22 protein-coding genes, 1 pseudogene and 1 riboswitch are annotated in these 21,652 nt (G+C 71.2%); of the genes and pseudogenes, 14 read left to right on the forward strand and 9 right to left on the reverse strand.

The window, feature by feature from the left end:
• The first annotated feature begins 271 nt into the window (after positions 1–271).
• The 6 genes from QFZ82_RS16310 to QFZ82_RS16335 all read left to right on the forward strand — a co-directional run bounded on the left by QFZ82_RS16310 (position 272) and on the right by QFZ82_RS16335 (position 5,024).
• Complete coding sequence (locus QFZ82_RS16310) at positions 272–679, forward strand: 2-oxo-4-hydroxy-4-carboxy-5-ureidoimidazoline decarboxylase (RefSeq protein ID WP_373429422.1); 408 nt, start codon at positions 272–274, stop codon at positions 677–679.
• A gap of 223 nt (positions 680–902) precedes the next feature.
• Entirely contained in the window at positions 903–1,283 is a 381-nt protein-coding gene (sdhC, locus tag QFZ82_RS16315) for a succinate dehydrogenase, cytochrome b556 subunit (RefSeq protein WP_307713876.1), read from the forward strand.
• 8 nt (positions 1,284–1,291) lie between these two features.
• Positions 1,292–1,768 (forward strand): succinate dehydrogenase hydrophobic membrane anchor subunit, encoded by a 477-nt coding sequence (locus QFZ82_RS16320; RefSeq protein ID WP_307713877.1) that lies wholly within the window; start codon positions 1,292–1,294, stop codon positions 1,766–1,768.
• Positions 1,769–1,792: 24 nt separating this feature from the next.
• The gene (gene sdhA / locus QFZ82_RS16325) at positions 1,793–3,547 is read left to right on the forward strand and encodes a succinate dehydrogenase flavoprotein subunit (protein WP_307713878.1); all 1,755 of its coding nucleotides are present in this window, start codon (positions 1,793–1,795) and stop codon (positions 3,545–3,547) included.
• Positions 3,547–4,308, forward strand: a complete 762-nt coding sequence (locus QFZ82_RS16330) for a succinate dehydrogenase iron-sulfur subunit (protein WP_307713879.1) — start codon at positions 3,547–3,549, stop codon at positions 4,306–4,308. Before sdhA ends, QFZ82_RS16330 begins: the two co-directional genes overlap by 1 nt.
• Before the next feature lie 167 nt (positions 4,309–4,475).
• Positions 4,476–5,024 carry a hypothetical protein gene (locus tag QFZ82_RS16335; protein ID WP_177153366.1) on the forward strand — a complete coding sequence of 183 codons (549 nt, stop codon included), beginning with the start codon at positions 4,476–4,478 and terminating at the stop codon, positions 5,022–5,024.
• 68 nt (positions 5,025–5,092) lie between these two features.
• Here the strand turns inward: QFZ82_RS16335 and QFZ82_RS16340 are convergent, their stop codons facing one another.
• Positions 5,093–7,300 (reverse strand): DUF4132 domain-containing protein, encoded by a 2,208-nt coding sequence (locus QFZ82_RS16340; protein WP_307713880.1) that lies wholly within the window; start codon positions 7,298–7,300, stop codon positions 5,093–5,095.
• A 1-nt stretch (position 7,301) separates the two neighbouring features.
• Positions 7,302–7,604, reverse strand: a complete 303-nt coding sequence (locus tag QFZ82_RS16345; RefSeq protein WP_307713881.1) for a hypothetical protein — start codon at positions 7,602–7,604, stop codon at positions 7,302–7,304.
• A gap of 245 nt (positions 7,605–7,849) precedes the next feature.
• On the opposite strand from QFZ82_RS16345, the gene QFZ82_RS16350 reads away from it, so the two are divergent.
• Genes QFZ82_RS16350 through QFZ82_RS16360 form a run of 3 tightly spaced genes read left to right on the forward strand, consistent with a single transcriptional unit; the run spans position 7,850 to position 9,506 of the window.
• Positions 7,850–8,293: a hypothetical protein gene (locus QFZ82_RS16350; RefSeq protein WP_307713882.1), complete on the forward strand. Its 444-nt coding sequence runs from the start codon at positions 7,850–7,852 to the stop codon at positions 8,291–8,293.
• The gene (locus tag QFZ82_RS16355; protein ID WP_307713883.1) at positions 8,290–8,703 is read left to right on the forward strand and encodes a thiol-disulfide oxidoreductase DCC family protein; all 414 of its coding nucleotides are present in this window, start codon (positions 8,290–8,292) and stop codon (positions 8,701–8,703) included. Before QFZ82_RS16350 ends, QFZ82_RS16355 begins: the two co-directional genes overlap by 4 nt.
• Positions 8,704–8,714: 11 nt before the next feature.
• A complete protein-coding gene (locus tag QFZ82_RS16360; RefSeq protein WP_307713884.1) occupies positions 8,715–9,506 on the forward strand; it encodes a TetR/AcrR family transcriptional regulator in 792 nt (263 codons plus the stop codon).
• A 113-nt stretch (positions 9,507–9,619) separates the two neighbouring features.
• On the opposite strand, the gene QFZ82_RS16365 is transcribed toward QFZ82_RS16360, so the two are convergent.
• Entirely contained in the window at positions 9,620–11,020 is a 1,401-nt protein-coding gene (locus QFZ82_RS16365; protein WP_307713885.1) for a metallophosphoesterase, read from the reverse strand.
• Positions 11,021–11,032: 12 nt separating this feature from the next.
• Complete coding sequence (locus QFZ82_RS16370; RefSeq protein ID WP_307713886.1) at positions 11,033–11,287, reverse strand: SCO4848 family membrane protein; 255 nt, start codon at positions 11,285–11,287, stop codon at positions 11,033–11,035.
• A 190-nt stretch (positions 11,288–11,477) separates the two neighbouring features.
• On the opposite strand from QFZ82_RS16370, the gene QFZ82_RS16375 reads away from it, so the two are divergent.
• On the forward strand, positions 11,478–12,665 hold the full coding sequence (locus tag QFZ82_RS16375) for a D-alanyl-D-alanine carboxypeptidase family protein (protein WP_373429423.1): 1,188 nt from the start codon (positions 11,478–11,480) through the stop codon (positions 12,663–12,665).
• Here QFZ82_RS16375 and QFZ82_RS16380 read toward each other — a convergent pair.
• From QFZ82_RS16380 to glyA, 4 genes are all read right to left on the reverse strand, one after another.
• Positions 12,613–13,530 (reverse strand): YihY/virulence factor BrkB family protein, encoded by a 918-nt coding sequence (locus QFZ82_RS16380; protein ID WP_307713888.1) that lies wholly within the window; start codon positions 13,528–13,530, stop codon positions 12,613–12,615. The genes QFZ82_RS16375 and QFZ82_RS16380 overlap by 53 nt on opposite strands.
• A gap of 64 nt (positions 13,531–13,594) precedes the next feature.
• Positions 13,595–14,176 carry a 2'-5' RNA ligase family protein gene (locus tag QFZ82_RS16385; protein WP_307713889.1) on the reverse strand — a complete coding sequence of 194 codons (582 nt, stop codon included), beginning with the start codon at positions 14,174–14,176 and terminating at the stop codon, positions 13,595–13,597.
• 206 nt (positions 14,177–14,382) lie between these two features.
• Positions 14,383–15,393: a tryptophan--tRNA ligase gene (gene trpS, locus QFZ82_RS16390; RefSeq protein WP_177153357.1), complete on the reverse strand. Its 1,011-nt coding sequence runs from the start codon at positions 15,391–15,393 to the stop codon at positions 14,383–14,385.
• 280 nt (positions 15,394–15,673) lie between these two features.
• Positions 15,674–16,942, reverse strand: coding sequence for a serine hydroxymethyltransferase (gene glyA, locus QFZ82_RS16395; RefSeq protein WP_307717743.1), 1,269 nt, complete (start codon positions 16,940–16,942; stop codon positions 15,674–15,676).
• A gap of 38 nt (positions 16,943–16,980) precedes the next feature.
• A riboswitch (ZMP/ZTP riboswitch) is annotated at positions 16,981–17,070 on the reverse strand.
• 150 nt (positions 17,071–17,220) lie between these two features.
• On the opposite strand from glyA, the gene rocD reads away from it, so the two are divergent.
• Entirely contained in the window at positions 17,221–18,426 is a 1,206-nt protein-coding gene (rocD, locus tag QFZ82_RS16400) for an ornithine--oxo-acid transaminase (RefSeq protein ID WP_307713890.1), read from the forward strand.
• Between the two features lie 95 nt (positions 18,427–18,521).
• Here the strand turns inward: rocD and QFZ82_RS16405 are convergent.
• A pseudogene (locus QFZ82_RS16405) lies at positions 18,522–19,925 on the reverse strand (PLP-dependent aminotransferase family protein); the annotation flags it as partial.
• 47 nt (positions 19,926–19,972) lie between these two features.
• On the opposite strand from QFZ82_RS16405, the gene QFZ82_RS16410 reads away from it, so the two are divergent.
• The 3 genes from QFZ82_RS16410 to QFZ82_RS16420 are packed head-to-tail and all read left to right on the forward strand — an operon-like array spanning position 19,973 to position 21,619.
• Entirely contained in the window at positions 19,973–20,467 is a 495-nt protein-coding gene (locus tag QFZ82_RS16410) for a carboxymuconolactone decarboxylase family protein (protein WP_307713891.1), read from the forward strand.
• 10 nt (positions 20,468–20,477) lie between these two features.
• Entirely contained in the window at positions 20,478–21,227 is a 750-nt protein-coding gene (locus QFZ82_RS16415) for an isocitrate lyase/phosphoenolpyruvate mutase family protein (protein WP_307713892.1), read from the forward strand.
• Positions 21,228–21,277: 50 nt separating this feature from the next.
• Positions 21,278–21,619, forward strand: coding sequence for a hypothetical protein (locus QFZ82_RS16420; protein ID WP_307713893.1), 342 nt, complete (start codon positions 21,278–21,280; stop codon positions 21,617–21,619).
• The last annotated feature ends 33 nt before the right edge of the window (positions 21,620–21,652 follow it).

The following is a 21,652-nucleotide window of genomic DNA, read 5'->3' on the forward strand; positions in this document are numbered from 1 at the left end:
TTCGGGTGAAATTTGCGCATCCATCGGACAACTCTCGACACCCGTCGATAGCGTTGCGACTCATCCTTCCCTCCCTTTCCAGCCGTCCCGCTGGCTTTTCGAGGAGTCCCCGCTGTCCAGCGATTCCCACGCCGGCACCCCTGAGCGACCGTCGGCACTCCGCTCCACCCGGAGCACTCTCGCCCCCTCGCCCATACCGCCCCGGCACGGCACGCCGACGGGACTCGCCCACTTCAACGGCGCACCGGCCGAGGCCGCCGAGGCCCTCCTGCTGACCTGCTGCGGAAGCCTCCGCTGGGCCCGCCGGGTCGCGGCCCACCGGCCCTACCCCGACCTCGATGCGCTGCTGGCCGCCTGCGACGAGGCCGGGTACGACCTCACCCCCACCGACATGCACGAGGCGCTGTCCCGCGAGTCCTCCGCCGCCCTGCACCCCCGCGCACCCCAGGCGGCGCACACCGCGCTCGCGGCCGCGCACGCCGCCTACGAGAGCCGATTCGGGCACGCGTTCGTCATCTGTCTCGACAAATACGGCCCGGACGAGCATCTCGATCAACTACTCACCGGTATTCACGGCCGGCTCTCCCACGAACCTGACGAAGAACGGTCCGTTTCCGCCGACGAACTGCGCGCCCTCGCGCGCGCCCGGGTGGCCCGGGCCATGGCCGGCCGTCCGTAGTCCGGCGTCGGGTGTCCGCATGGCGCCGCGTCTAGCCCGTCCGGGCCTTTTGGCTGCCTGTTTGATCACACCTGTGGACCCGGCGCGAACGAACCGACAACACGTCGCTACGATGGCCGGGGCCGGTGGACCGTACCCGGCCGGGCCAGACCGACACCCGCTGTGCTTGTTTCAAGTAGAAGATGGCGGCAGGCCCCAATCCCCGCTCCCGGAGGGTTCTTCCGTGCCGGCTGGAACGCTGTACCGCGGCCGGGAAGGAATGTGGTCCTGGGTGGCTCACCGAGTCACCGGCGTCCTCATCTTCTTCTTCCTGTTCGTACACGTGCTGGACACCGCGCTCGTCCGCGTCTCCCCCGAGGCGTACGACGAGGTCGTCGCCACCTACAAGACGCCGATCGTCGCGCTGCTCGAATACGGCCTCGTCGCCGCGATTCTCTTCCACGCGCTCAACGGCCTGCGTGTCATCGCCGTGGACTTCTGGTCCAAGGGCCCGCGCTACCAGAAGCAGATGCTCTGGACCGTGATGGCCGTCTGGATTGTGCTGATGGCTGGAGCGCTGTACCCGGTGCTCGGCCATGCCGCTCGTGAACTGTTCGGGAGCTGAGGCGAGAGATGTCCACTGAGGTTTCTTCCTCGATCGGCGAGGTCGAGGGCGGGCGCGTCTATGACGTCGACAACCCGGCCCCGTACATCGAGGCCCCGCGCAAGCGCACCAAGAAGACCCCGAAGTCGACCCGGGGCAACTTCGAGATGGCCGCATGGCTCTTCATGCGCCTCTCGGGCATCGTCCTCGTCGTCCTGGTCATCGGCCACCTGCTGATCCAGCTGGTGCTCGACGGCGGCGTCTCCAAGATCGGCTTCGCCTTCGTGGCCGGCCGCTGGGCGTCCCCGTTCTGGCAGACCTGGGACCTGCTGATGCTGTGGCTTGCCATGCTGCACGGCGCCAACGGCCTCCGCACTGTCATCAACGACTACGCGGAGCGCGCGAACACGCGTCTGTGGCTCAAGGGCCTGCTGTACACCGCCACGGTGTTCACCATCCTTCTGGGCACGCTGGTGATCTTCACCTTCGACCCGAACATCCGCTAGGCACGGGGCTGAGGTAATCCACTCATGAAGATCCACAAGTACGACACCGTCATCGTCGGCGCCGGCGGCGCCGGCATGCGCGCCGCCATCGAGGCGACGAAGCGCAGCCGCACCGCCGTGCTGACGAAGCTCTACCCGACCCGCTCCCACACGGGCGCCGCGCAGGGCGGCATGGCCGCCGCGCTGGCGAACGTGGAGGAGGACAACTGGGAGTGGCACACCTTCGACACGGTCAAGGGCGGTGACTACCTGGTCGACCAGGACGCCGCCGAGATCCTGGCGAAGGAGGCCATCGACGCCGTCCTCGACCTGGAGAAGATGGGCCTGCCGTTCAACCGGACCCCGAACGGCACCATCGACCAGCGCCGCTTCGGCGGTCACTCCCGCAACCACGGCGAGGCCCCGGTCCGCCGGTCCTGCTACGCCGCGGACCGCACCGGCCACATGATCCTCCAGACGCTGTACCAGAACTGCGTCAAGGAGGGCGTGGAGTTCTTCAACGAGTTCTACGTCCTGGACCAGCTGATCACCGAGGTCGACGGCGTCAAGACGTCCGCCGGCGTGGTCGCCTACGAGCTGGCCACCGGCGAGATCCACATCTTCCAGGCGAAGGCCGTGATCTACGCGTCCGGCGGCACGGGCAAGTTCTTCAAGGTGACCTCCAACGCGCACACCCTGACCGGTGACGGCCAGGCCGCCTGCTACCGGCGCGGTCTGCCGCTGGAGGACATGGAGTTCTTCCAGTTCCACCCGACGGGCATCTGGCGCATGGGCATCCTGCTGACGGAGGGCGCCCGCGGTGAGGGCGGCATCCTCCGCAACAAGGACGGCGAGCGCTTCATGGAGAAGTACGCGCCGGTCATGAAGGACCTCGCGTCCCGTGACGTCGTCTCACGCTCCATCTACACGGAGATCCGCGAGGGCCGCGGCTGCGGTCCCGAGGGCGACCACGTCTTCCTGGACCTGACCCACCTGCCGCCGGAGCAGCTGGACGCCAAGCTCCCGGACATCACCGAGTTCGCGCGCACGTACCTCGGCATCGAGCCCTACACGGACCCGATCCCGATCCAGCCGACCGCGCACTACGCCATGGGCGGCATCCCGACCAACGTCGAGGGTGAGGTCCTCAGCGACAACACCACCGTCGTCCCCGGTCTGTACGCCGCCGGTGAGGTCGCCTGTGTGTCGGTGCACGGCGCCAACCGCCTGGGCACCAACTCGCTGCTGGACATCAACGTCTTCGGCAAGCGGGCCGGCATCGCCGCCGCCGAGTACTCCGCGAAGGCCGACTACGTCGACCTGCCCGAGAACCCGGCGTCGTTCGTCCAGGAGCAGGTCGAGCGCCTGCGCAACTCCACGGGCTCGGAGCGCGTCTCGGTGCTGCGCAAGGAGCTCCAGGAGACGATGGACGCCAACGTGATGGTGTTCCGCACCGAGCAGACGATCAAGACCGCGGTCGAGAAGATCGCCGAGCTGCGCGAGCGGTATCTGAACGTGTCCATCCAGGACAAGGGCAAGCGGTTCAACACGGACCTGCTGGAGGCCATCGAGCTGGGCAACCTGCTCGACCTGGCCGAGGTCATGGCCGTCTCCGCCCTGGCCCGCAAGGAGTCCCGCGGCGGTCACTACCGCGAGGACTTCCCGAACCGCGACGACGTCAACTTCATGCGCCACACCATGGCGTACCGCGAGGTGGGCGACGACGGCTCCGAGACCGTCCGTCTCGACTACAAGCCGGTCGTCCAGACCCGCTACCAGCCGATGGAGCGTAAGTACTGATGGCTACCCCCGTCATGGACAAGGCCGAGGCGGTGGCCAAGGCCGCCTCTCCGTACATCACGGTCACCTTCCGGATCCGCCGCTTCAACCCCGAGGTCTCGGACGCGGCGGTCTGGGAGGACTTCCAGATCGAGATCGACCCCAAGGAGCGCGTGCTCGACGGTCTCCACAAGATCAAGTGGGACGTCGACGGCTCGCTGACCTTCCGCCGCTCGTGCGCGCACGGCATCTGCGGCTCCGACGCCATGCGGATCAACGGCAAGAACAGGCTCGCCTGCAAGACGCTGATCAAGGACATCAACCCGGAGAAGCCCATCACGATCGAGGCCATAAAGGGCCTGACGGTCCTCAAGGACCTGGTCGTGGACATGGAGCCGTTCTTCCAGGCGTACCGCGACGTGATGCCGTTCCTGGTCACCAAGGGCAACGAGCCGACGCGTGAGCGTCTGCAGTCCGCCGAGGACCGCGAGCGCTTCGACGACACCACCAAGTGCATCCTGTGCGCCGCGTGCACGTCCTCGTGCCCGGTGTTCTGGAACGACGGCCAGTACTTCGGCCCGGCGGCGATCGTCAACGCGCACCGCTTCATCTTCGACTCGCGTGACGAGGCGGGCGAGCAGCGCCTGGAGATCCTCAACGACAAGGACGGCGTGTGGCGTTGCCGCACCACGTTCAACTGCACGGACGCCTGCCCTCGTGGTATCGAGGTCACCAAGGCGATCCAGGAAGTGAAGCGCGCGCTGATCACGCGCCGCTTCTGATGCAGCAGATGCCACAGATCTTCGTGTGACGTGGCGTCAAGGGCCTCGACTCCCGCCCGTGGAGTCGAGGCCCTTGCCCGTATCGCCGTACGGGCTTCACCGACCGGGGGCGGACCTGGCAGGATCGGGGAACGTCTGACGTGACGCAGCAGGAAAGCGGGGACGAGATGACCGAGCCCAATCCGTACAGGGACGGAGAGCCCGAGTACCAGTGGGGGCCGACGCAGCCGCCGGGGACGCCGGCGTACGGCTACCCGAACGCGGCACCGGGCTACGGCTATCCCCAGGACCCGCCTCCCTCCTACGCCCAGACGCAGCCCGCCGGTGTGCCGGTCCCGGTGACGGGCGGCCCGCCCGCCCCGACGGGCGGTCAGCCGCTGGTGTCGATCGGTGACATCACCGTCATGGGCGACTCGATCGTGACACCCGCCGGGTCGATGCCGCTGCGCGGCGCGGTGTGGAACGCGACGGACATGTCCCGCACCGAGGAGAAGATCCCGACGCACGCGATCGTGCTCGCCATCGTCTTCTTCATCTTCTGTCTGCTCGGTCTGCTCTTCCTGCTGATGAAGGAGAAGCAGACGACCGGCTTCATCCAGGTCACCGTCACCAGCAACGGCAAGCACCACTCGACGATGATCCCGGCGCGGGGCCCGGAGACCTTCCAGCAGGTGATGGGGCAGATCAACTACGCGCGCTCGCTGAGCAGCATGTAAGCGGCGGCTGCAGCCCGCTTGCCCGGTCCGCCGGGTCCTCGCCTGTCAGCCGGCGAGGGCCCGGCGGATCACAGTTGGCTCAGGATCGTCGGGTCGGTGATCTCGGAGTCCCGCGCCAGCAGTGTCGCCTTGCTGAGGATCACGGTGAGCATCCGGTCGCCCTCGAACGGCAGGAAGCCGGGGTCCGCGGCGGTCGCTCCCCGCTCGGGGACGATGCACAGATAGCGCTCATGCGGGTCGATCAACACGTTGCCGGAGCCCAGGTGGATGCGGTAGGCGTGGCGGTCGCCGCGGACGTGGAGGAACCGGCCCTCGACCGTGCACCGGTCGGCTATGGCGAGCCGGGCCACGAGCCGGGTCAGCAGGTCCCTGCGGGTCGCGGCCGTCTCGGACAGCTCGCCGAAGCCGTACGCGCTCCAGTAGTCGCGGAAGCGGCCGCGGGGGCCGCCGTCCTGCCAGGTGGGGTCGTTGCCCACGGAGGAGACGCCGACGAACAGGTCGACGTCGCGCAGGGCTTCGGACAGCACGAGCGCCGGGACCTCGCTGAGCGGCACCGGCTCGGCGGGCGCGGTGCGGCTGAACCGGTTCGTGCTCGGGCGGTACTCCCCGCCGCCCGCGTGCGCCCAGTTCGCCGGGGCGTCGATCCGGTGGAAGCGGACCTGGTCGGTGGTGATGCGGGCGTATGCCCCCGAGTCGGTGAGGTCGCCGTCCTCGCTGCCGCCGACGCCCTCGATCCAGTACTCCGCGCGCAGGCCCCACTCGGGCAGCTCGCGGACGGCCGGCGGGTACGCGTCGTCGACGCACAGCCGCAGCTTGGCGGTCCAGCCGCGCACCGCCGCCAGGGCGTTGAACTGGTACTGGCCGAGGATGTGGCCGGCGAAGCGGTTGGAGTACGTCCCGGTGGTGCGCTCGGCGTCGGTGAGGGGATACACCTCGCGGTGCGTCTGCTTGAACGGCTGGGTGACGCCGAGCTGTTCGAGCCGGTCGCGCCAGGCCGCGATCTCGCGGTCGGGCCGCCCCACCGGATGCCACAGCTCGACGCGGGCCCCCGCCTTCGGGACGCAGACCGGGTCGCCCTCGAGGGTGCGGATGTCCGTGCCGTCGAACGCGACGGGTGTGTCCCCGACCAGCCAGATCAGCCGGCGTGCGAGGGTGCCGACGATCGGATGGTCGAGGAAGCGCTCGCGCCAGCTCCAAAGCTCCCAGCCGCGGCGGGCCAGGAACAGCCGGTCGAGGCGCTCCGAGACGGCCGTGAGCATCCTGTCGATGTCCTTGACCGCGGCGCGCAGCTCCTTGACCTCGTCGGGGAAGTCGCGCCGGACGGCGGCGGGCACGGACTTGACCGTCTTGCCGGCGGCGGTGCGCCAAGTGAGGACCGCTTTGCCGCCGTGGATCTCCAGGACGGCGGTGCTGTCGCCCAGTCGCCGCTCGCCCCGGCCCACTTCGGTGAGCCCGTACGAGGGGACGGCCAGCTCCTCGATGTCCTCGCGGGTCAGGCCGAGGGCCTCGGCCTTGGCGTCGAGCGCGGCGCTCAGCTGCTTGAGCGTGCCCTTGTACGTCACCCGGGTGGACAGCCGGGCGAGCTCGGCGAGCGCGGCGTCGCCGTCCGCCAGGGACAGGGCGGTCACGCCCGCGTTCGCCACCTTGGGGGCGCGGGGGCCGATGCCGCGGACCTTGCGCAGCGCGGTCTCCACGAGGGCGCCGAGCGCGCGGGCCACGTCCTGCGACGGCGGCAGCAGTGCGGCGAGCCAGGCGAGGCCGCGCAGCGCGTCGGTGTTGTACGGGTCGAACAGCGCGTTGTGGTCGCGGTCCCGGGGGGCGACGTACAGCGGATGGGTGCGCGGCGAGCCGGTGCGGTCGAGCCAGTCGAGCACCAGGCGGCGGGCGGCCTCCGTGCCGATCTCGTCGATCAGCGCGGCCGCCGCCCTGTTCCAGGCGGCGGACGGCTTGGCGGCGGTGGCCTGCTTCAGGTGCATGAGCAGCCGCCGACCCGGGTCCCCGAGCTCGGCGGCGTCGGCGAGGGCCCGGTCCGCCCAGGCCTCGCCCGGGTTGAGCACCGGGTCCTCTATGCGGTCGAGCAGGGCCTGCAGCTCGGGCGAGTAGGCGTAGGTCTCCAGCATCGTGCGGCGCAGCAGCGCGACGAACGGACCCGGCAACCGGCCGCCGGCCTCCTGCTCCTCGCGCACCAGCGTGATCAGCTCGTGGTACTGGTGCAGTGAGTGGGCGGTGCCGAGCTCCTCCATCCGGCTCCGGCGCGCGATCTGAGCACGGCTCATGTCAGCCACCCACCAGCGGGACGAGCCGGAGGAAGGTGACCTCGGTGGCGGCGCCGAGGTCGACGGTCTCGTCCAGCTCGGTGATCTGGCGGTCGCCGACGAGCACCAGGAAGCCGCCCCGCCCGAAGGCCTCGACGGCACGCTCACCCGCCCGCTCCCGGTCCTCGCCGCCCGCGCCCGCCTCCTCGGCGGCGCGGCGGCGGATGAGCTCGCGCAGCGCGAGGCGCTCCTCGGCGACCTGGAGTCCGAGGGCGTCACCCCGGGTTCCCGATGTCGTCTCGTCGACGAACCTCACGTGTGCCATGCCGGAAGAGTAGAAGCCCCCTCTGACAGTCAGCCGCGGCGGGGCAACTCCCGGGGTGGGGAGGGCGTTCGAAGAACGCCCTCCAGGGCCACCGTCGCCTGTGTGCCGCTGACGCGCTCGATGGCGTACAGCCGCCCCACGCCGGGCGCCCGGCCCCCGGCCCTCACACCTGCCTTGAACATGTTCAAAAGGAGGTCTACAGTCATGTCCATCAGCTTTTGAACATGTTCAAGGGAGGGTGGGGCATGGACCTCACTGTTGTCGCGTACGTCTCGTACCTGCTGATCAGCGTGGCGCTCACCATCTGGGTCGCCCGCACCCTCAGCCGGAACGGCAGGGTCTTCCTCGCCGACGTGCTCAAGGGGAACGAGAAGCTCGCCGACGCCGTCAACCACCTGCTGGTGGTCGGCTTCTACCTGGTCAACCTGGGCTTCGTCGCCCTGTATCTGAGGTCTTCCGAGGCAGTCACCGACGCACGCGGCCTCCTCGAGGCCCTGTCGGTGAAGATCGGCGTCGTGCTGCTCGTCCTCGGCGTGATGCACCTCGGCAACGTCTACGTGCTCAACAAGATCCGCCGACGCGGTGTCATGGAGCGCGAGCAGACCCCGCCGGTCGGACCGCAGGGCTGGACCCGGCAGTCCTCCGCCGACCCGTGGAAGGGACCGGCCGCCGGTCCCGCCGGGGCGTGACGGCGGTGGCCGCCCCGGTCCGCGCACTGACCGTCCTCTACGACGCGAACTGCCCCCTCTGCGTCCACCTGCGCAGCTGGCTTCTGCGGCAGCGGCAGCTCGTCCCGCTGCGTGCCGTACCCGCCGGATCGGTGGAGGCGCAGCGCAGGTATCCGGAGCTCGATCACGCCCGGACGCTGCGGGAGATCACCGTGATCGGGGACAGCGGCCAGATCTACACCGGCCAGGCCGCCTGGGTGGTCTGCCTGTGGGCGCTGGCCGAGTACCGGTCCAGGGCCCACTGGCTGGCCACCCCCGCGGGGGCGCCGTTCGTCCGCGTGACCATGCTCGCCGCGGCCAAGTACCGCGAGGCCGTGGGCCGTCCCGGCACCGCGTCGCCCTGCGCAGAGCAGTGCGCCGTCCCCCGTTAGGCTCGGGCACCGTGACTGATCCGAAGGACCCCACCGAGGCCAAGGCTCCCAAGAGCGAGCAGACCCGCACGCTGATCCTGGAGACGGCGCTCCGCCTCTTCCAGGAACGTGGTTACGACAAGACCACGATGCGGGCCATCGCCAAGGAGGCCGGCGTCTCGGTGGGGAACGCGTACTACTACTTCGGCTCCAAGGAACACCTCGTCCAGGGCTTCTACGACCGGATCGCCGCCGAGCACCGCGCGGCGGTCCGGCCCGTGCTGGACAAGGAGACCGACTTCGAGGCGCGGATGGCGGGCGTCCTGACCGCCTGGCTGGACATCGCCGAGCCCTACCACGAGTTCGCGGCGCAGTTCTTCAAGAACGCCGCCGACCCCGAGAGCCCGCTCAGCCCCTTCTCGCCCGAGTCGGAGCACGCCCGCGAGGAGGCCATCGCCGTCCACCGCGAGGTCCTCGCAGGCTCGAAGGCGAAGGTGGCCGAGGAACTGCGGGACATCCTCCCGGAGCTGATGTGGCTCTCCCAGATGGGCCTCGTCCTGTACTGGGTGTTCGACCGCTCCGAGAACAGCGAGCGCAGCCGGCGGCTGGCCGTCCGCGGCGCCCGGCTGACCGCCCGTGGTGTGGCGCTCGCCCGGTTCCGGGTGCTGCGGCCGCTGGTGCGCGAGGTACACGAGCTGTTCACGGACTTCCTGCCCGGGATGGCGCACACCGTCGCCGCCCGCAAGGGGGGCGGCGACGGCTCGGACTCCGTCTCCGGCTCCGGCTCCGGCTCCGGCTCCCGCGACGCGGGCGGCGAGGGCTGAACGGACACCCGCCCGCTGTCACCGCCGGTCCGGGTCCCACAGCCTCCACACGCCCGCGCCGTCCGACAGGCACCGGGCGCGGGCCATGCCCGCCCGGCTGATCCCGCGCCCCGTCACGCCTGGCGTGAGGCGAGCTCCACGACGGTGATGTCGGACGAGGCCCCGACGCGCACCGGCGGGCCCCACGCGCCCGCGCCGCGGGAGACGTACAACTGCGTGTCGCCGTATCGCTCCAGACCCGCGACGGTCGGATTGGCCAGGCCCGCGAGGAGGTTTCCCGGCCAGAGCTGGCCGCCGTGGGTGTGCCCGGACAGCTGGAGGTCCACGCCCTGCTCGACGGCGCCGTGGATGACGACGGGCTGGTGCGCGAGGAGGACGGCCGCGCGGGAGCGGTCGCGGTCACCGAGCGCCTTCGCGAAGTCGGGGCCCTGGCCTTCCCTCTCGCCCGCGACGTCGTCGACGCCGGCGAGGTCGAAACCGCCCGCGATCTCGACGCGTTCGTTGCGCAGCGGCCGCAGGCCCAGCTCGCGGACGTGGTCCACCCACGCGTCCGCGCCCGAGAAGTATTCGTGGTTGCCTGTCACGAAGAAGGCGCCGTCGCGCGAACGGAGCCCGGCGAGCGGTTCGGCGGCGGGCCCGAGGTCGGCGACGCTGCCGTCGACGAGGTCGCCCACGACGGCGACGAGGTCGGGCTGGGCCGCGTTGATGGAGTCGACGATGCGCTGCGTGTGGGCGCGGCCCAGGATGGGCCCGAGGTGGATGTCGCTGACGACGGCGATGCGGTAGCCGTGGGCGGCGCGGGGCAGCTTGGCGAGCGGAACGGTGACGCGCTTGACGCGGGGGCCGCGCAGGACGCCGTACGTGCCGTATCCGACGGTCCCCAGCGCGGCGGTGGCGGCCGCGCCGCCGACGACCCGCGCGACGAACAGCCGCCGCGAGAGCGCCCCGCGGGCCGCGTCGCCGGATATGGGTGCGTCCGTACGAGTCTCCTCGGACGCGGCGTCGCCCGTGTCCGGCGGGACGAGGTCCTTCGTCGCAACGGCCCCGTCGCCGGACGAGCTCGCGGGCCCGGCAGGAACAGCGGCCTCGGCGAGGACGCCGGCGGGCGCCGGCGAGACGGCGGCCGGGGTGGCGACCGGCCCGGCGGCGGAGGCGGGAGCACCCGCGGACGCGGCGTCGCCGGAGGCCGGTGCGCGACGGGCGAGGTAACGCCGCAGCACAGGGCGCACCGCCTCGCCCGCCACCAGCGCCGGCACCAGGTACAGCAGCACCGCGAGCCACAGGAAGCCGGGCCAGGCGACCACCTGCTGCACCGCGAACGGTGCACCCGCGCGGCCCGACATCAGCGCGCCGAGCGACAGCAGCGGCAGCACCCACAGCACCGCCGTGCCGACCCTGCGGGCGGTCCCGCCCGGCGCGGTCGTGTCGCGCACCAGGCGGCGCCACACGTACCAATGCACGCCCGCGAGCAGGGCGACGACCAGAATGATCACGAGCACGACGACAGCGACCACGAACGCGTTCCCCTACCCCTTGTGCGTGCGCTCATGGCGCAATGCGCGCAGACCGCGCAACCCGATGATGCCGATGGCCGTCCCCAGGACAAAGGACGTGATGGCGAGCAGCAGATGGACCCAGAAGTACCCGGTCGGGTCGCCCGCGTCGTCGAACGCGAGCCCACTGGCGTCCTGCCACAGGTTCTTGACGAAAGTGATCCAGATGAACCAGCTCCATACCCCGAACGCGAGCAGGAACCAGGACACGGGGCGGCTGAGCTTCATGAGTCAAGTATCGCGGGCGTCCGCCGAGCGGGCCTCGCGGGGTGCTCTGTCCCGGCGTCGCTCCCGGCGGGTCAGCGGGCCGATCTCCATATTTTCAGCAACGCCCTGTACGTTCTCGTCCGTGTCTGCTCTGTCTGCTGCCCTCAAACCGTTCGCGAGAAGAGCCGCGCTCGCCGCCGTGGCCTCCGCGATGCTGCCTGCCCTGACCGCCGCACCCGCGTTCGGGGCGACGCTCGACGACAAGCCGGGCACCAAACAGCCCAAGCCTCCTGCCACCATGTCGACGGTCGGAGGGGCCCAACTGGGCAAGCCGGGCACGCAGGTCAGACTCGGCGCGGGCGCGCCGGTCCTGCCGAAGGACGTCAGCGGCCGTTCGTGGATCGTCGCGGACGCCGAGAGCGGCGACGTGCTCGCCGCCCACAACGCGCACTGGCGCCTGCCCCCCGCCTCGACGATGAAGATGCTCTTCGCGGACACGGTGCTGCCCAAGCTGTCCAAGGACACCGTCCACAGGGTGACCGCCCAGGACCTCGCGGACGTCGGCGAGGGCAGCAGTCTCGTCGGGGTCAAGGAGGACCACACCTACACGGTCCACGACCTGTGGCTCGGCGTGTTCCTGCGCTCCGGCAACGACGCCGTGCACGTGCTGACGGAGATGAACGGCGGCATGGCCAAGACGGTCCAGGACATGCAGGCGCACGCCGACGAGCTGCAGGCACTCGACACGCGCGTCGTCTCCCCGGACGGCTACGACGCCCCCGGTCAGGTCTCCTCCGCGTACGACCTCACGCTGATCGCCCGCAGCGGCATGCAGAAGAAGGACTTCCGCGAGTACTCCTCCACGGTCCGCGCGAGCTTCCCCGGGGAGCAGAAGGAGGGCGAGGAGCGCGACTCTTTCGAGATCCAGAACACCAACCGCCTGCTCACCGGGGCCGTCGGGATCGAGCCGTACAAGGGCATCGCGGGCATCAAGAACGGCAACACCACGCACGCCGGAGCGACGTTCACCGGTGTCGCCGAACGGGACGGCCGGGTCCTGCTCGTGACGGTCATGAACCCGGAGTCCGAGGAGAGCCAGGCCGTCTACAAGGAGACCGCCCGGCTGTTCGACTGGGGCTTCGCGGCGGCCGGCAAGGTGACCCCGGTGGGTGAACTGGTGCCGCCGAAGTCGGCCGGGACGGCTCCGACGGCCGAGCCGGTCAAGGACGGCAAGGGGGCGCCCGTGAAGCCCGTGGCCGCCGCCCAGCACGGCTCGGGCGGCATGGGCATCGCGCTCTCCGTCGCGGCCGGCGTGCTGGTGCTGGTGGCCGCAGGCGCGTTCCTCGTCAGGCGGCGCTGGCCGCTTCCCGAGAGGATGCGCCGCCTCCCGCGCTCCTGACGTCGTCGCCGTCGCCGCTGCTCCGCGTCGCCGTCCAGGCGGCGCAGAACAGCAGCAGTTTGGCGGTGAAGTTGATCCAGAGCAGGAGCGCGATCGGCACGCCGAAGGCGCCGTACATGCTGCGGGTCGCGACGCCCTGCATGTAGCCGCCGAGCAGCATCTTGAGCAGTTCGAAGCCGACCGCGCCGATCAGGGCGGCCACGACCAGCCGGTGGCGCGGCGGCTGCACACCGGGCAGCAGCGTCAGGACGTAGAGCAGGATCAGGAAGTCGGCGAGCACCGCGACCACGAGGGCGGCGATGCGCAGGAGGACGCCGCCGATCCCGCCCTCCTCCAGGTCCAGCCTCTCCGCGCTCCAGCCGACCGCCGTGGAACCGAGCGCGGAGGCGGCGAGCGAGGCCAGACCGATGCCTCCGAGGCCGGCCAGCACGCCCGCGTCCTTGAGCTTGCGGACCAGCGGATTGCCCTCGTCCTGGTCGTCGCGCTCCCACACGGCCCGCAGACAGTCCCGTATCGAGCCGACCCAGCCGATGCCGGTGAACAGCAGCAGGGCGCCGGCGACCGCCCCCACCGTGCCCGCGTTGGCGACGAGGCCGTCGATGTCGAGCTGGTCGGAGATGCCCGGCACCTGGTCGGAGATCTTGTTCTTCAGCGTGTCCAGCGCCTCCTGGTCGAGCAGCCCGGCACAGATCGCGGCGGCCACCGTGATCAGCGGGAAGAGGGCGAGGAAGCTGAGGAACGTGACGGCCGCGGCCAGCCGCGTCCAGTGCACCCGCTCCAGGGTCTCGTAGCTGCGCCAGGCGTGCGTGCGCATCAGGCGGGCGGCGAGAGGGCCGACGACGGGGAGCTTGATCAGCCAGTCCATGCCGTACGCCTACCCGGCGATCGCGCCGCCAGTGCCCCGACCCGCCGGTGCGGCGGCGAGGCGGTCAGGCGGTGGTGGCCCGCTCGTCGACCGGTGCGCCCTGAGCGGGGACTCCGGGGACGCCGCCCCCGAAGGCGAAGGTGCGCAGCTTGCGCCACACGCCGTCCGCGCCCTGCTCGTACAGGGCGAAGGAGGCGCAGGTCCACTCGGCGGCGTACTCCGACAGCTCCTCGTACGCCCGGTCCATCGCCTCCTCGGGGATGCCGTGGGCGACGGTGACATGCGGGTGGTACGGGAACTGCAGCTCGCGCACCAGCGGGCCGGACGCGTCCCGCACCCGCTGCTGGAGCCACGAGCAGGCCGAGCCGCCTTCGACGACCTGGACGAAGACGACGGGCGACAGCGGGCGGAACGTGCCCGTGCCGGACAGGCGCATCCGGAACGATCGCCCGGCCGCCGCGACGGCCGCGAGGTGCGCCTCCACCGCGGGCAGCGCGGCGGAGTCGACCTCGGTCGGCGGCAGGAGGGTGACGTGAGTCGGAATGCCGTGCGCGGCGGGATCCCCGAAGCCCGCACGCCGCTCCTGGAGCAGGCTGCCGTACGGCTCCGGGACCGCGATCGAAACGCCGAGCGTTACGGTCCCCACGTCGTTCTCCTCAGTCTCGGTGCGCGGGCTGCTGTCGACAGCCTGCGCGGGTGTGCAGCGCCAGTGTGGCGGCTGTACCGCCGGTTCGGCCAGAGTCCTTGGACACAGGTCCTCCGACTCCTTCCGCCCGGGCGGCCTTCCGGTGTGCGCTCGGTGTGCGTCCGGGCGCGCTCGGTGCTCGCGCCCGGTCCTCGCGGTCCTCGCGCTCAGTGCTTGGCGGGGAGGAAGCCCACCCGCTCGTACGTGGTGGCCAGCGTCTCCGCGGCCACCGCGCGGGCCTTCTCCGCGCCCTTGGCCAGGATGGAGTCCAGCGTCTCCGTGTCGTCCAGGTATTCCTGTGTCCGGGTGCGGAACGGTGTGACGAATTCGACCATCACCTCGGCGAGGTCCGTCTTGAGCGCACCGTAGCCCTTGCCCTCGTACTTCCGCTCCAGATCGGCCACAGCCGTACCCGTGAGGGTGGAGTAGATGCTGAGCAGATTGCTGACGCCCGGCTTCTCGACCGCGTCGAAACGGATCACGGTGTCCGTGTCGGTGACCGCGCTCCTGACCTTCTTCGCGGTCGTCTTCGGCTCGTCGAGCAGGTTGATGAGGCCCTTCGGCGTGGAGGCCGACTTGCTCATCTTGATCGACGGGTCCTGGAGGTCGTAGATCTTCGCCGTCTCCTTGAGGATGTGCGGCGCGGGGACGGTGAACGTGTCGCCGAAGCGGCCGTTGAAACGCTCGGCCAGGTCGCGGGTCAGCTCGATGTGCTGGCGCTGGTCCTCGCCGACCGGGACCTCGTTGGCCTGGTACAGCAGGATGTCCGCCACCTGCAGGATCGGGTACGTGAACAGGCCGACCGAGGCGCGATCGGCGCCCTGCTTGGCGGACTTGTCCTTGAACTGCGTCATCCGGGACGCCTCGCCGAAGCCCGTCAGGCAGTTCATCACCCACGCCAGCTGGGCGTGCTCGGGCACGTGGCTCTGCACGAACAGCGTGCAGCGCTCGGGGTCGAGCCCCGCGGCGAGCAGCTGGGCGGCGGCGAGCCTGGTGTTGGCACGCAGCTCCGCGGGGTCCTGCGGAACGGTGATCGCGTGCAGGTCCACGACCATGTAGAACGCGTCGTGGGACTCCTGGAGCGCCACCCACTGGCGGACGGCGCCGAGGTAGTTGCCGAGGTGGAACGAGCCGGCGGTGGGCTGGATTCCGGAGAGCACACGAGGTCGACGCTGCATGGCGGTGCCATTCCCCTGAGGGTGGTGGTGGGCGACGGGCGGGCGAACTGAGGCCATGCTCCACATTCTCTCAGGTGCGGAACCGACGTCCGGCCGCCGGTGCGTTCCTTGCACGAGGCGGGGCGAGGGGTTCGGACCGTGCCTGCTGCGCATCGTGGCCGATGAGACGAGGAACACGGTGCGCTCCGCCGTGCGGGCAGGGCCGGCCGGGCCGACCGGCTGTCCGGGCCGCCGGCCGGACCGGCCCCGAACCGGACCGACCCGGACCGGCCGCCTCGGGCTACGCGGGCAGGCCCGGTGCCGGGTGCGCCGACATCAGGTCCGACACCTCCGCGCGGATCGCGGCCAGCGCGGTCTCGTCGCCCTTGGCCGCCGCCGCGACACCGCGGTCGATCCACTTGGCGACCGCGGCCATGTGCTCCGTGCCGAGGCCGCGGGAGGTCAGCGACGGGGTGCCGATGCGGATGCCGGACGGGTCGAACGGCTTGCGCGGGTCGAACGGGACCGTGTTGTAGTTCACGACGATCCCGGCCCGGTCGAGCGCCTTGGCCGCCACCTTGCCGGGGACGTCCTTGGAGGTGAGGTCGATCAGGATCAGGTGGTTGTCGGTGCCGCCGGAGACCAGGTCGAAGCCGCGCGCGAGCAGCTCGGCGGCGAGCGCCTTGGCGTTGGCCACGACGGCGTGGGCGTAGTCGCGGAAGGAGGGCTGGGCCGCCTCGTGGAGGGCGACGGCGATCGCGGCGGTGGTCTGGTTGTGCGGGCCGCCCTGGAGACCCGGGAAGACGGCCTTGTCGACGGCCTTGGCGTGCTCCTCGCGGCACATCAGCATGGCGCCGCGCGGCCCGCGCAGGGTCTTGTGGGTGGTGGTGGACACGACGTCGACGTGCGGCACGGGCGACGGGTGGGCACCGCCCGCGATGAGACCGGCGATGTGGGCGACGTCGGCGACCAGCACCGCGCCGACCTCGCGCGCGATCTCGGCGAAGGCGGCGAAGTCGATGGTGCGGGGCAGCGCGGTGCCGCCGCAGAAGATGACCTTGGGCCGCTCCTTGAAGGCGAGGTCGCGTACCTGGTCGAAGTCGATGAGCCCGTCGTCGTGGCGCACGCCGTACTGCACACCGCGGAACCACGTGCCGGTGGCCGAGACGCCCCAGCCGTGCGTGAGGTGGCCGCCCATCGGCAGCGCCATGCCCATCACGGTGTCGCCGGGCTGGGCGAAGGCGAGGTAGACGGCGAGGTTGGCCGGGGAGCCGGAGTAGGGCTGGACGTTGGCGTGGTCGACGCCGAAGAGGGATTTGGCGCGGGCGACGGCGAGACGTTCGACCTGGTCGATGTTCTGCTGGCCCTCGTAGTAGCGGCGGCCCGCGTAGCCCTCGCTGTACTTGTTCTGCAGGACCGTGCCGGACGCCTCCAGCACGGCGGCCGAGACGTAGTTCTCGCTGGGGATCAGTCGCAGGGTGTCGGCCTGGAGCAGTTCCTCGGCGCCGACGAGGGCGGCCAGTTCGGGGTCGGCGGCGGCGAGCGCGGGGTGCGGCAGGGGAAGGGCCATGGTGTCCTCCGGGACGGTCCGTGACATCGGTCGTGGTCCCGGGGTGCCCAGGCGATCGACACCACGCGTTACTGCCCCGCGCGGCTTCCTCGGGGTCGGTTCCCCGTACGCCAGTCGCCGCACGTACCGCCCACCCTAGCGGGCACGCCGAAGGCCCGGTTTACCCGTCCGCATGGCGAGCGACGATAGAAACGGGAGCAAACCCCCGGATCCGGGCACCCTCCAGGGGACGGGCGCCGTCCCTCGCAGGCTGGTCCGTCCTGACGATCGGAGCACCCGTGTCGACCACGAGTTCCGCCTTCGCCTCCGCGGAGGCGCACACCGCGCACAACTACCACCCCCTCCCGGTCGTCGTCGCCTCGGCCGACGGCGCCTGGATGACCGACGTCGAGGGGCGCCGGTTCCTCGACATGCTCGCCGGCTACTCGGCCCTGAACTTCGGCCACGGCAACCGCCGGCTGATCGACGCGGCGAAGGCCCAGATGGACCGGGTCACGCTCACCTCCCGCGCCTTCCACCACGACCGGTTCGGGGACTTCTGCGCCCAGCTGGCCGAGCTGTGCGGCATGGAGACGGTGCTGCCGATGAACACCGGCGCGGAGGCGGTGGAGACGGCGGTGAAGACCGTCCGGAAGTGGGGCTACCGGGTCAAGGGCGTCCCCCAGGGGCAGGCGAAGATCATCGTGGCGGCGAACAACTTCCACGGCCGTACGACCACGCTGATCAGTTTCTCGACCGACCACGAGGCCCGGGCGGACTACGGCCCGTACACGCCCGGCTTCGAGATCGTGCCGTACGGCGACCTGACCGCGCTCGAGGCGGCCATGTCCGCGAACACGGTGGCGGTGCTGCTGGAGCCCGTCCAGGGCGAGGCCGGGGTGCTGGTCCCGCCGCACGGGTACCTCCCCGGAGTGCGCCGGCTCACCCGGGAGCGCGGTGTGCTGTTCGTGGCGGACGAGATCCAGTCGGGCCTGGGGCGGACGGGAAAGACGTTCGCGTGCGAACACGAGGGAGTCGTGCCGGACGTGTACGTGCTGGGCAAGGCGCTCGGCGGCGGTGTGGTGCCGGTGTCGGCGGTCGTGTCGTCCGCCGAGGTCCTCGGGGTGTTCCGGCCGGGCGAGCACGGGTCGACGTTCGGCGGCAATCCGCTGGCCTGCGCGGTGGCGCTGGAGGTCATCGCGATGCTGCGCACCGGCGAGTTCCAGGCGCGGGCGGCCGAGCTGGGCGAGCACCTGCACCGTGAACTGCGCCTGCTGGCCGAGAGCGGCGTCGTGACGGACGTGCGCGGGCGCGGGCTGTGGGCGGGTGTGGACGTCGCGCCGGGCCTGGGCACGGGCCGGGAGATCTCGGAGAAGCTTTTGGACCGGGGTGTCCTGGCCAAGGACACCCACGGTGCGACGATCCGGATCGCGCCGCCGCTGGTGATCAGCAAGGAGGACCTGGACTGGGGGCTCGACCAGCTCCGGGCGGTCCTCACGGAGTGAGCCGCGACCCGCGCGGTTCACCCGCCGCGGGGCATTCGCCGGCCGGCCCCCGTCCAGGCCGCCGCGCCTCGGCCGTCGGCGGCCTCCGCATACTCCAGCGACTTGCACAGCGCCTCCAGCGCTCCCGCCCAGGCACTGTCCGGCGGCGTCGCGTACCCGACGACGAGTCCCTCACGGTCGGCGGCGCGCGCGTCGGCGTGACGGAAGTTCGAGAGGCCGTGCAGCGCGAGGCCGTGCCAGGCGGCGGAGCGGACGGCCTGGCGCTCGGTGCCCGGCGGGAGTTCGAGCACCGCGTGCAGCCCCGCCGCGATCCCGCTGACACGGACGGCGGGGGCGCGCTCCGCCAGCGCCGCCACCAGCTGGTCGCGCCGCCGCCGGTAGCGCAGCCGCATCCCCCGTACGTGCCGGTCATACGCGCCCGAGGCGATGAACGCCGCCAGCGTCAGCTGGTCCAGCGCGCCAGAGGCCAACTCCTCGCGGCCCTTGGCCTCCAGGGCCTCGCCGATCATGCTCTCAGGCAGCACCATCCACCCCAGCCGCAGCCCCGGCGCGAGGGACTTGCTCGCCGTGCCCAGGTAGACGACGCGTTCGGGGTCGAGTCCCTGGAGGGCGCCCACGGGCTGGCGGTCGTAGCGGAACTCGCCGTCGTAGTCGTCCTCGAGAATCAGGCCGCCCGTCCTGCGCGCCCAGTCGACGGTCGCGGCGCGCCGGTCGGGATGCAGGGGAACGCCCAGCGGGAACTGGTGCGCGGGCGTCATCAGCACCGCGCCCACGCCCCGCATCCCGCCCAGCCCCTCCGTGCATGTGCCGGCGTCGTCGAAGGGCAGCGCGGGCGTGCCGAGCCCGGCCCCGGTCAGCAGGTTCCAGTGGACGTCGAGCCCGTAGGACTCGACGGCCACCTCCCGCACCCGCCGTTGCCCGAGGATCCTGCCCATCAGCATCAGGCCGTGCACGAAGCCGTTGCAGACGACGACCCGTTCGGGCGCGGCGTATACACCGCGCGCGCGGGCCAGGTAGTCGGCGAGCACGGTCCGCAGTTCGACGCGTCCGCGCGGGTCGCCGTAGCCGAACGCGTCGTGGGGCGCGGCGGTCAGCGCCCTGCGCGCGGCCTTGAGCCATTCCGCGCGCGGGAACGAGGCGAGGTCGGGGCTGCCCGGCTTCAGGCTGTAGGCGGGCCCGCTGCGTGCGGGCCGCGCCCGCACCCGGGTCTCCCCCGACGGCGGCTTGCGCGGCGCGGACCTCTGGGCGACCCGAGTGCCCGAGCCCTGCTGTGCGACGAGCCAGCCCTCGGCTACCAGTTCCGCGTAGGCGTCGGCGACGGTGTTGCGGGCGACGCCCAGGTCGGCGGCGAGGGAGCGGGACGACGGCAGGCGGGTGCCGGGCATGAGCCTGCCGGTGCGGACCGCCTCCCGCAGGGCGTCCATGAGTCCGCTGCGCAGCCGGGTGCCACGCAGTTCCAGATGCAGGTCGACCCCGAAAGTGGCCCAGGAATCCATCATGAGAATGGACCATACCGCTGAGCCACACGGCCCGTACGGTCGTCGCCATGACGACGAACGACACGTACGCCACCGAGGTCCAGCCGCGTATCCGCGTCTCCGAACTCCTCCCCGATGTCTACAAGGCCGTGGTCCGGCTGGACGGGGCCGCCCGGAAGAACCTCGACCCGACCCTGCTGGAACTGGTGAAGATCCGCGCCTCGCAGATCAACCACTGCGCGTTCTGCCTCGACATGCACAGCAAGGACGCGCTGGCCGCGGGCGAGTCGGTGGAGCGGATCGTGCAGCTGAGCGCGTGGGAGGAGTCGCGTCACTTCTACACCGAGAAGGAGCTCGCCGCACTCGAACTGACCGAGGCGGTGACCGTGCTGACGGACGGTTTCGTCCCCGACGAGGTCTACGAGAAGGCGGCCAAGCACTTCGACGAGACCGAACTGGCCCATCTCATCGCGTCGATCGCGGTGATCAACGTCTGGAACCGCTTCGCTGTGACCGGCCGGCTCGTCCCCGGCCACTACACTCCCGGCTCGCTGAAGCACTGAAGGGCGCGAGATGACCGCAACCGCTGGGGCGTTCCGCGCCCTTCACCACGGACGCGAGGCCGGTGATCCGCTCGTCCTGCCAGGGCCGTGGGACGCGGCGAGCGCCCGCGCGTTCGCCGACGCGGGCTTTCCCGCCCTCGCAACGCCGAGCGCGGGGGTCTCGGCGTCCCTCGGCCACGACGACGGCGAGGCCCCGCCGGACGAGATGTTCTCAGCCGTCGCCCGTATCGCACGGGCCGTCACCGTCCCCGTGAGCGCCGATGTCGAGGACGGCTACGGCCTGCCGCCGAAGGAGCTGGTGGCACGGCTGCTGGAGACGGGCGCGGTGGGCTGCAACATCGAGGACACGGACCGCGCGACGAAGAGGCTCAAGGATCCGCACCGGCACGCCGCCTGGCTGGCGGAGATCCGCGCGGAGGCGGGTGACGCGCTGTTCGTCAACGCCCGCGTCGACACGTTCCTGCGCGCGGTGAGCGACCCGGAGGAGGCCGTCGCCCGCATCCGGCTGTATGTCGAGGCGGGCGCGGACTGTGTCTACCCGATCGGTGTGCCGTCCGGGCAGCTGCCGCTGCTGCGTGCTGCCACCGAGGCCCCGATCAACGTGTTCGCGCCCGCGTCCGACCCGCCGGTGGCCGAGCTCGGCCGGCTGGGCGCGACCCGGATCACCTTCGGCCCGGGTCTCCAGCGCCGGGCGCAGGCCGCGGTGGCGGACGTCGCCCGCGAGCTGTACGAGACAGGGCCGGGGCGGGCGAAGCTCTGAAGAGGCTCAACTGCGTTGAGGACAGGCCTGTCATGGAACACGATCACCGTATGTTCGGACTCACCAAGCAGGAACAGTCAGTGATCGTGCTGCGCGACGCGGACAGCATCGTCGCCGCGGTCCGCGCCGCGCTGGACCGGGCCACCCCGGAGGAACGTCCGGGACTCCAGCGGGCCCTGGAGATCGTCGAGGACGCGTCGGCCTCGACGCACGAGGACCTGGAGGCCCGCTGGGTGCGCCAGCGGCTCGACGCTGCGGGTGTGACGGGCCCCGCGGACTCGATCCCGGCGATCAAGGCCCTGCGGGAAGCCGCACCGGGCCTGAGCCTCAAGTCTGCGGTGGACCTGGCGAAGACGACGCGGTCGGCCGAGTCGGCACGCCGCGGCGCCTAACGGAACCCCGCTCGCCTGCCGAGCCCCGGCCCA

This window comes from Streptomyces sp. V4I23, from assembly GCF_030817975.1.
Taxonomy (GTDB): Bacteria; Actinomycetota; Actinomycetes; order Streptomycetales; family Streptomycetaceae; genus Streptomyces.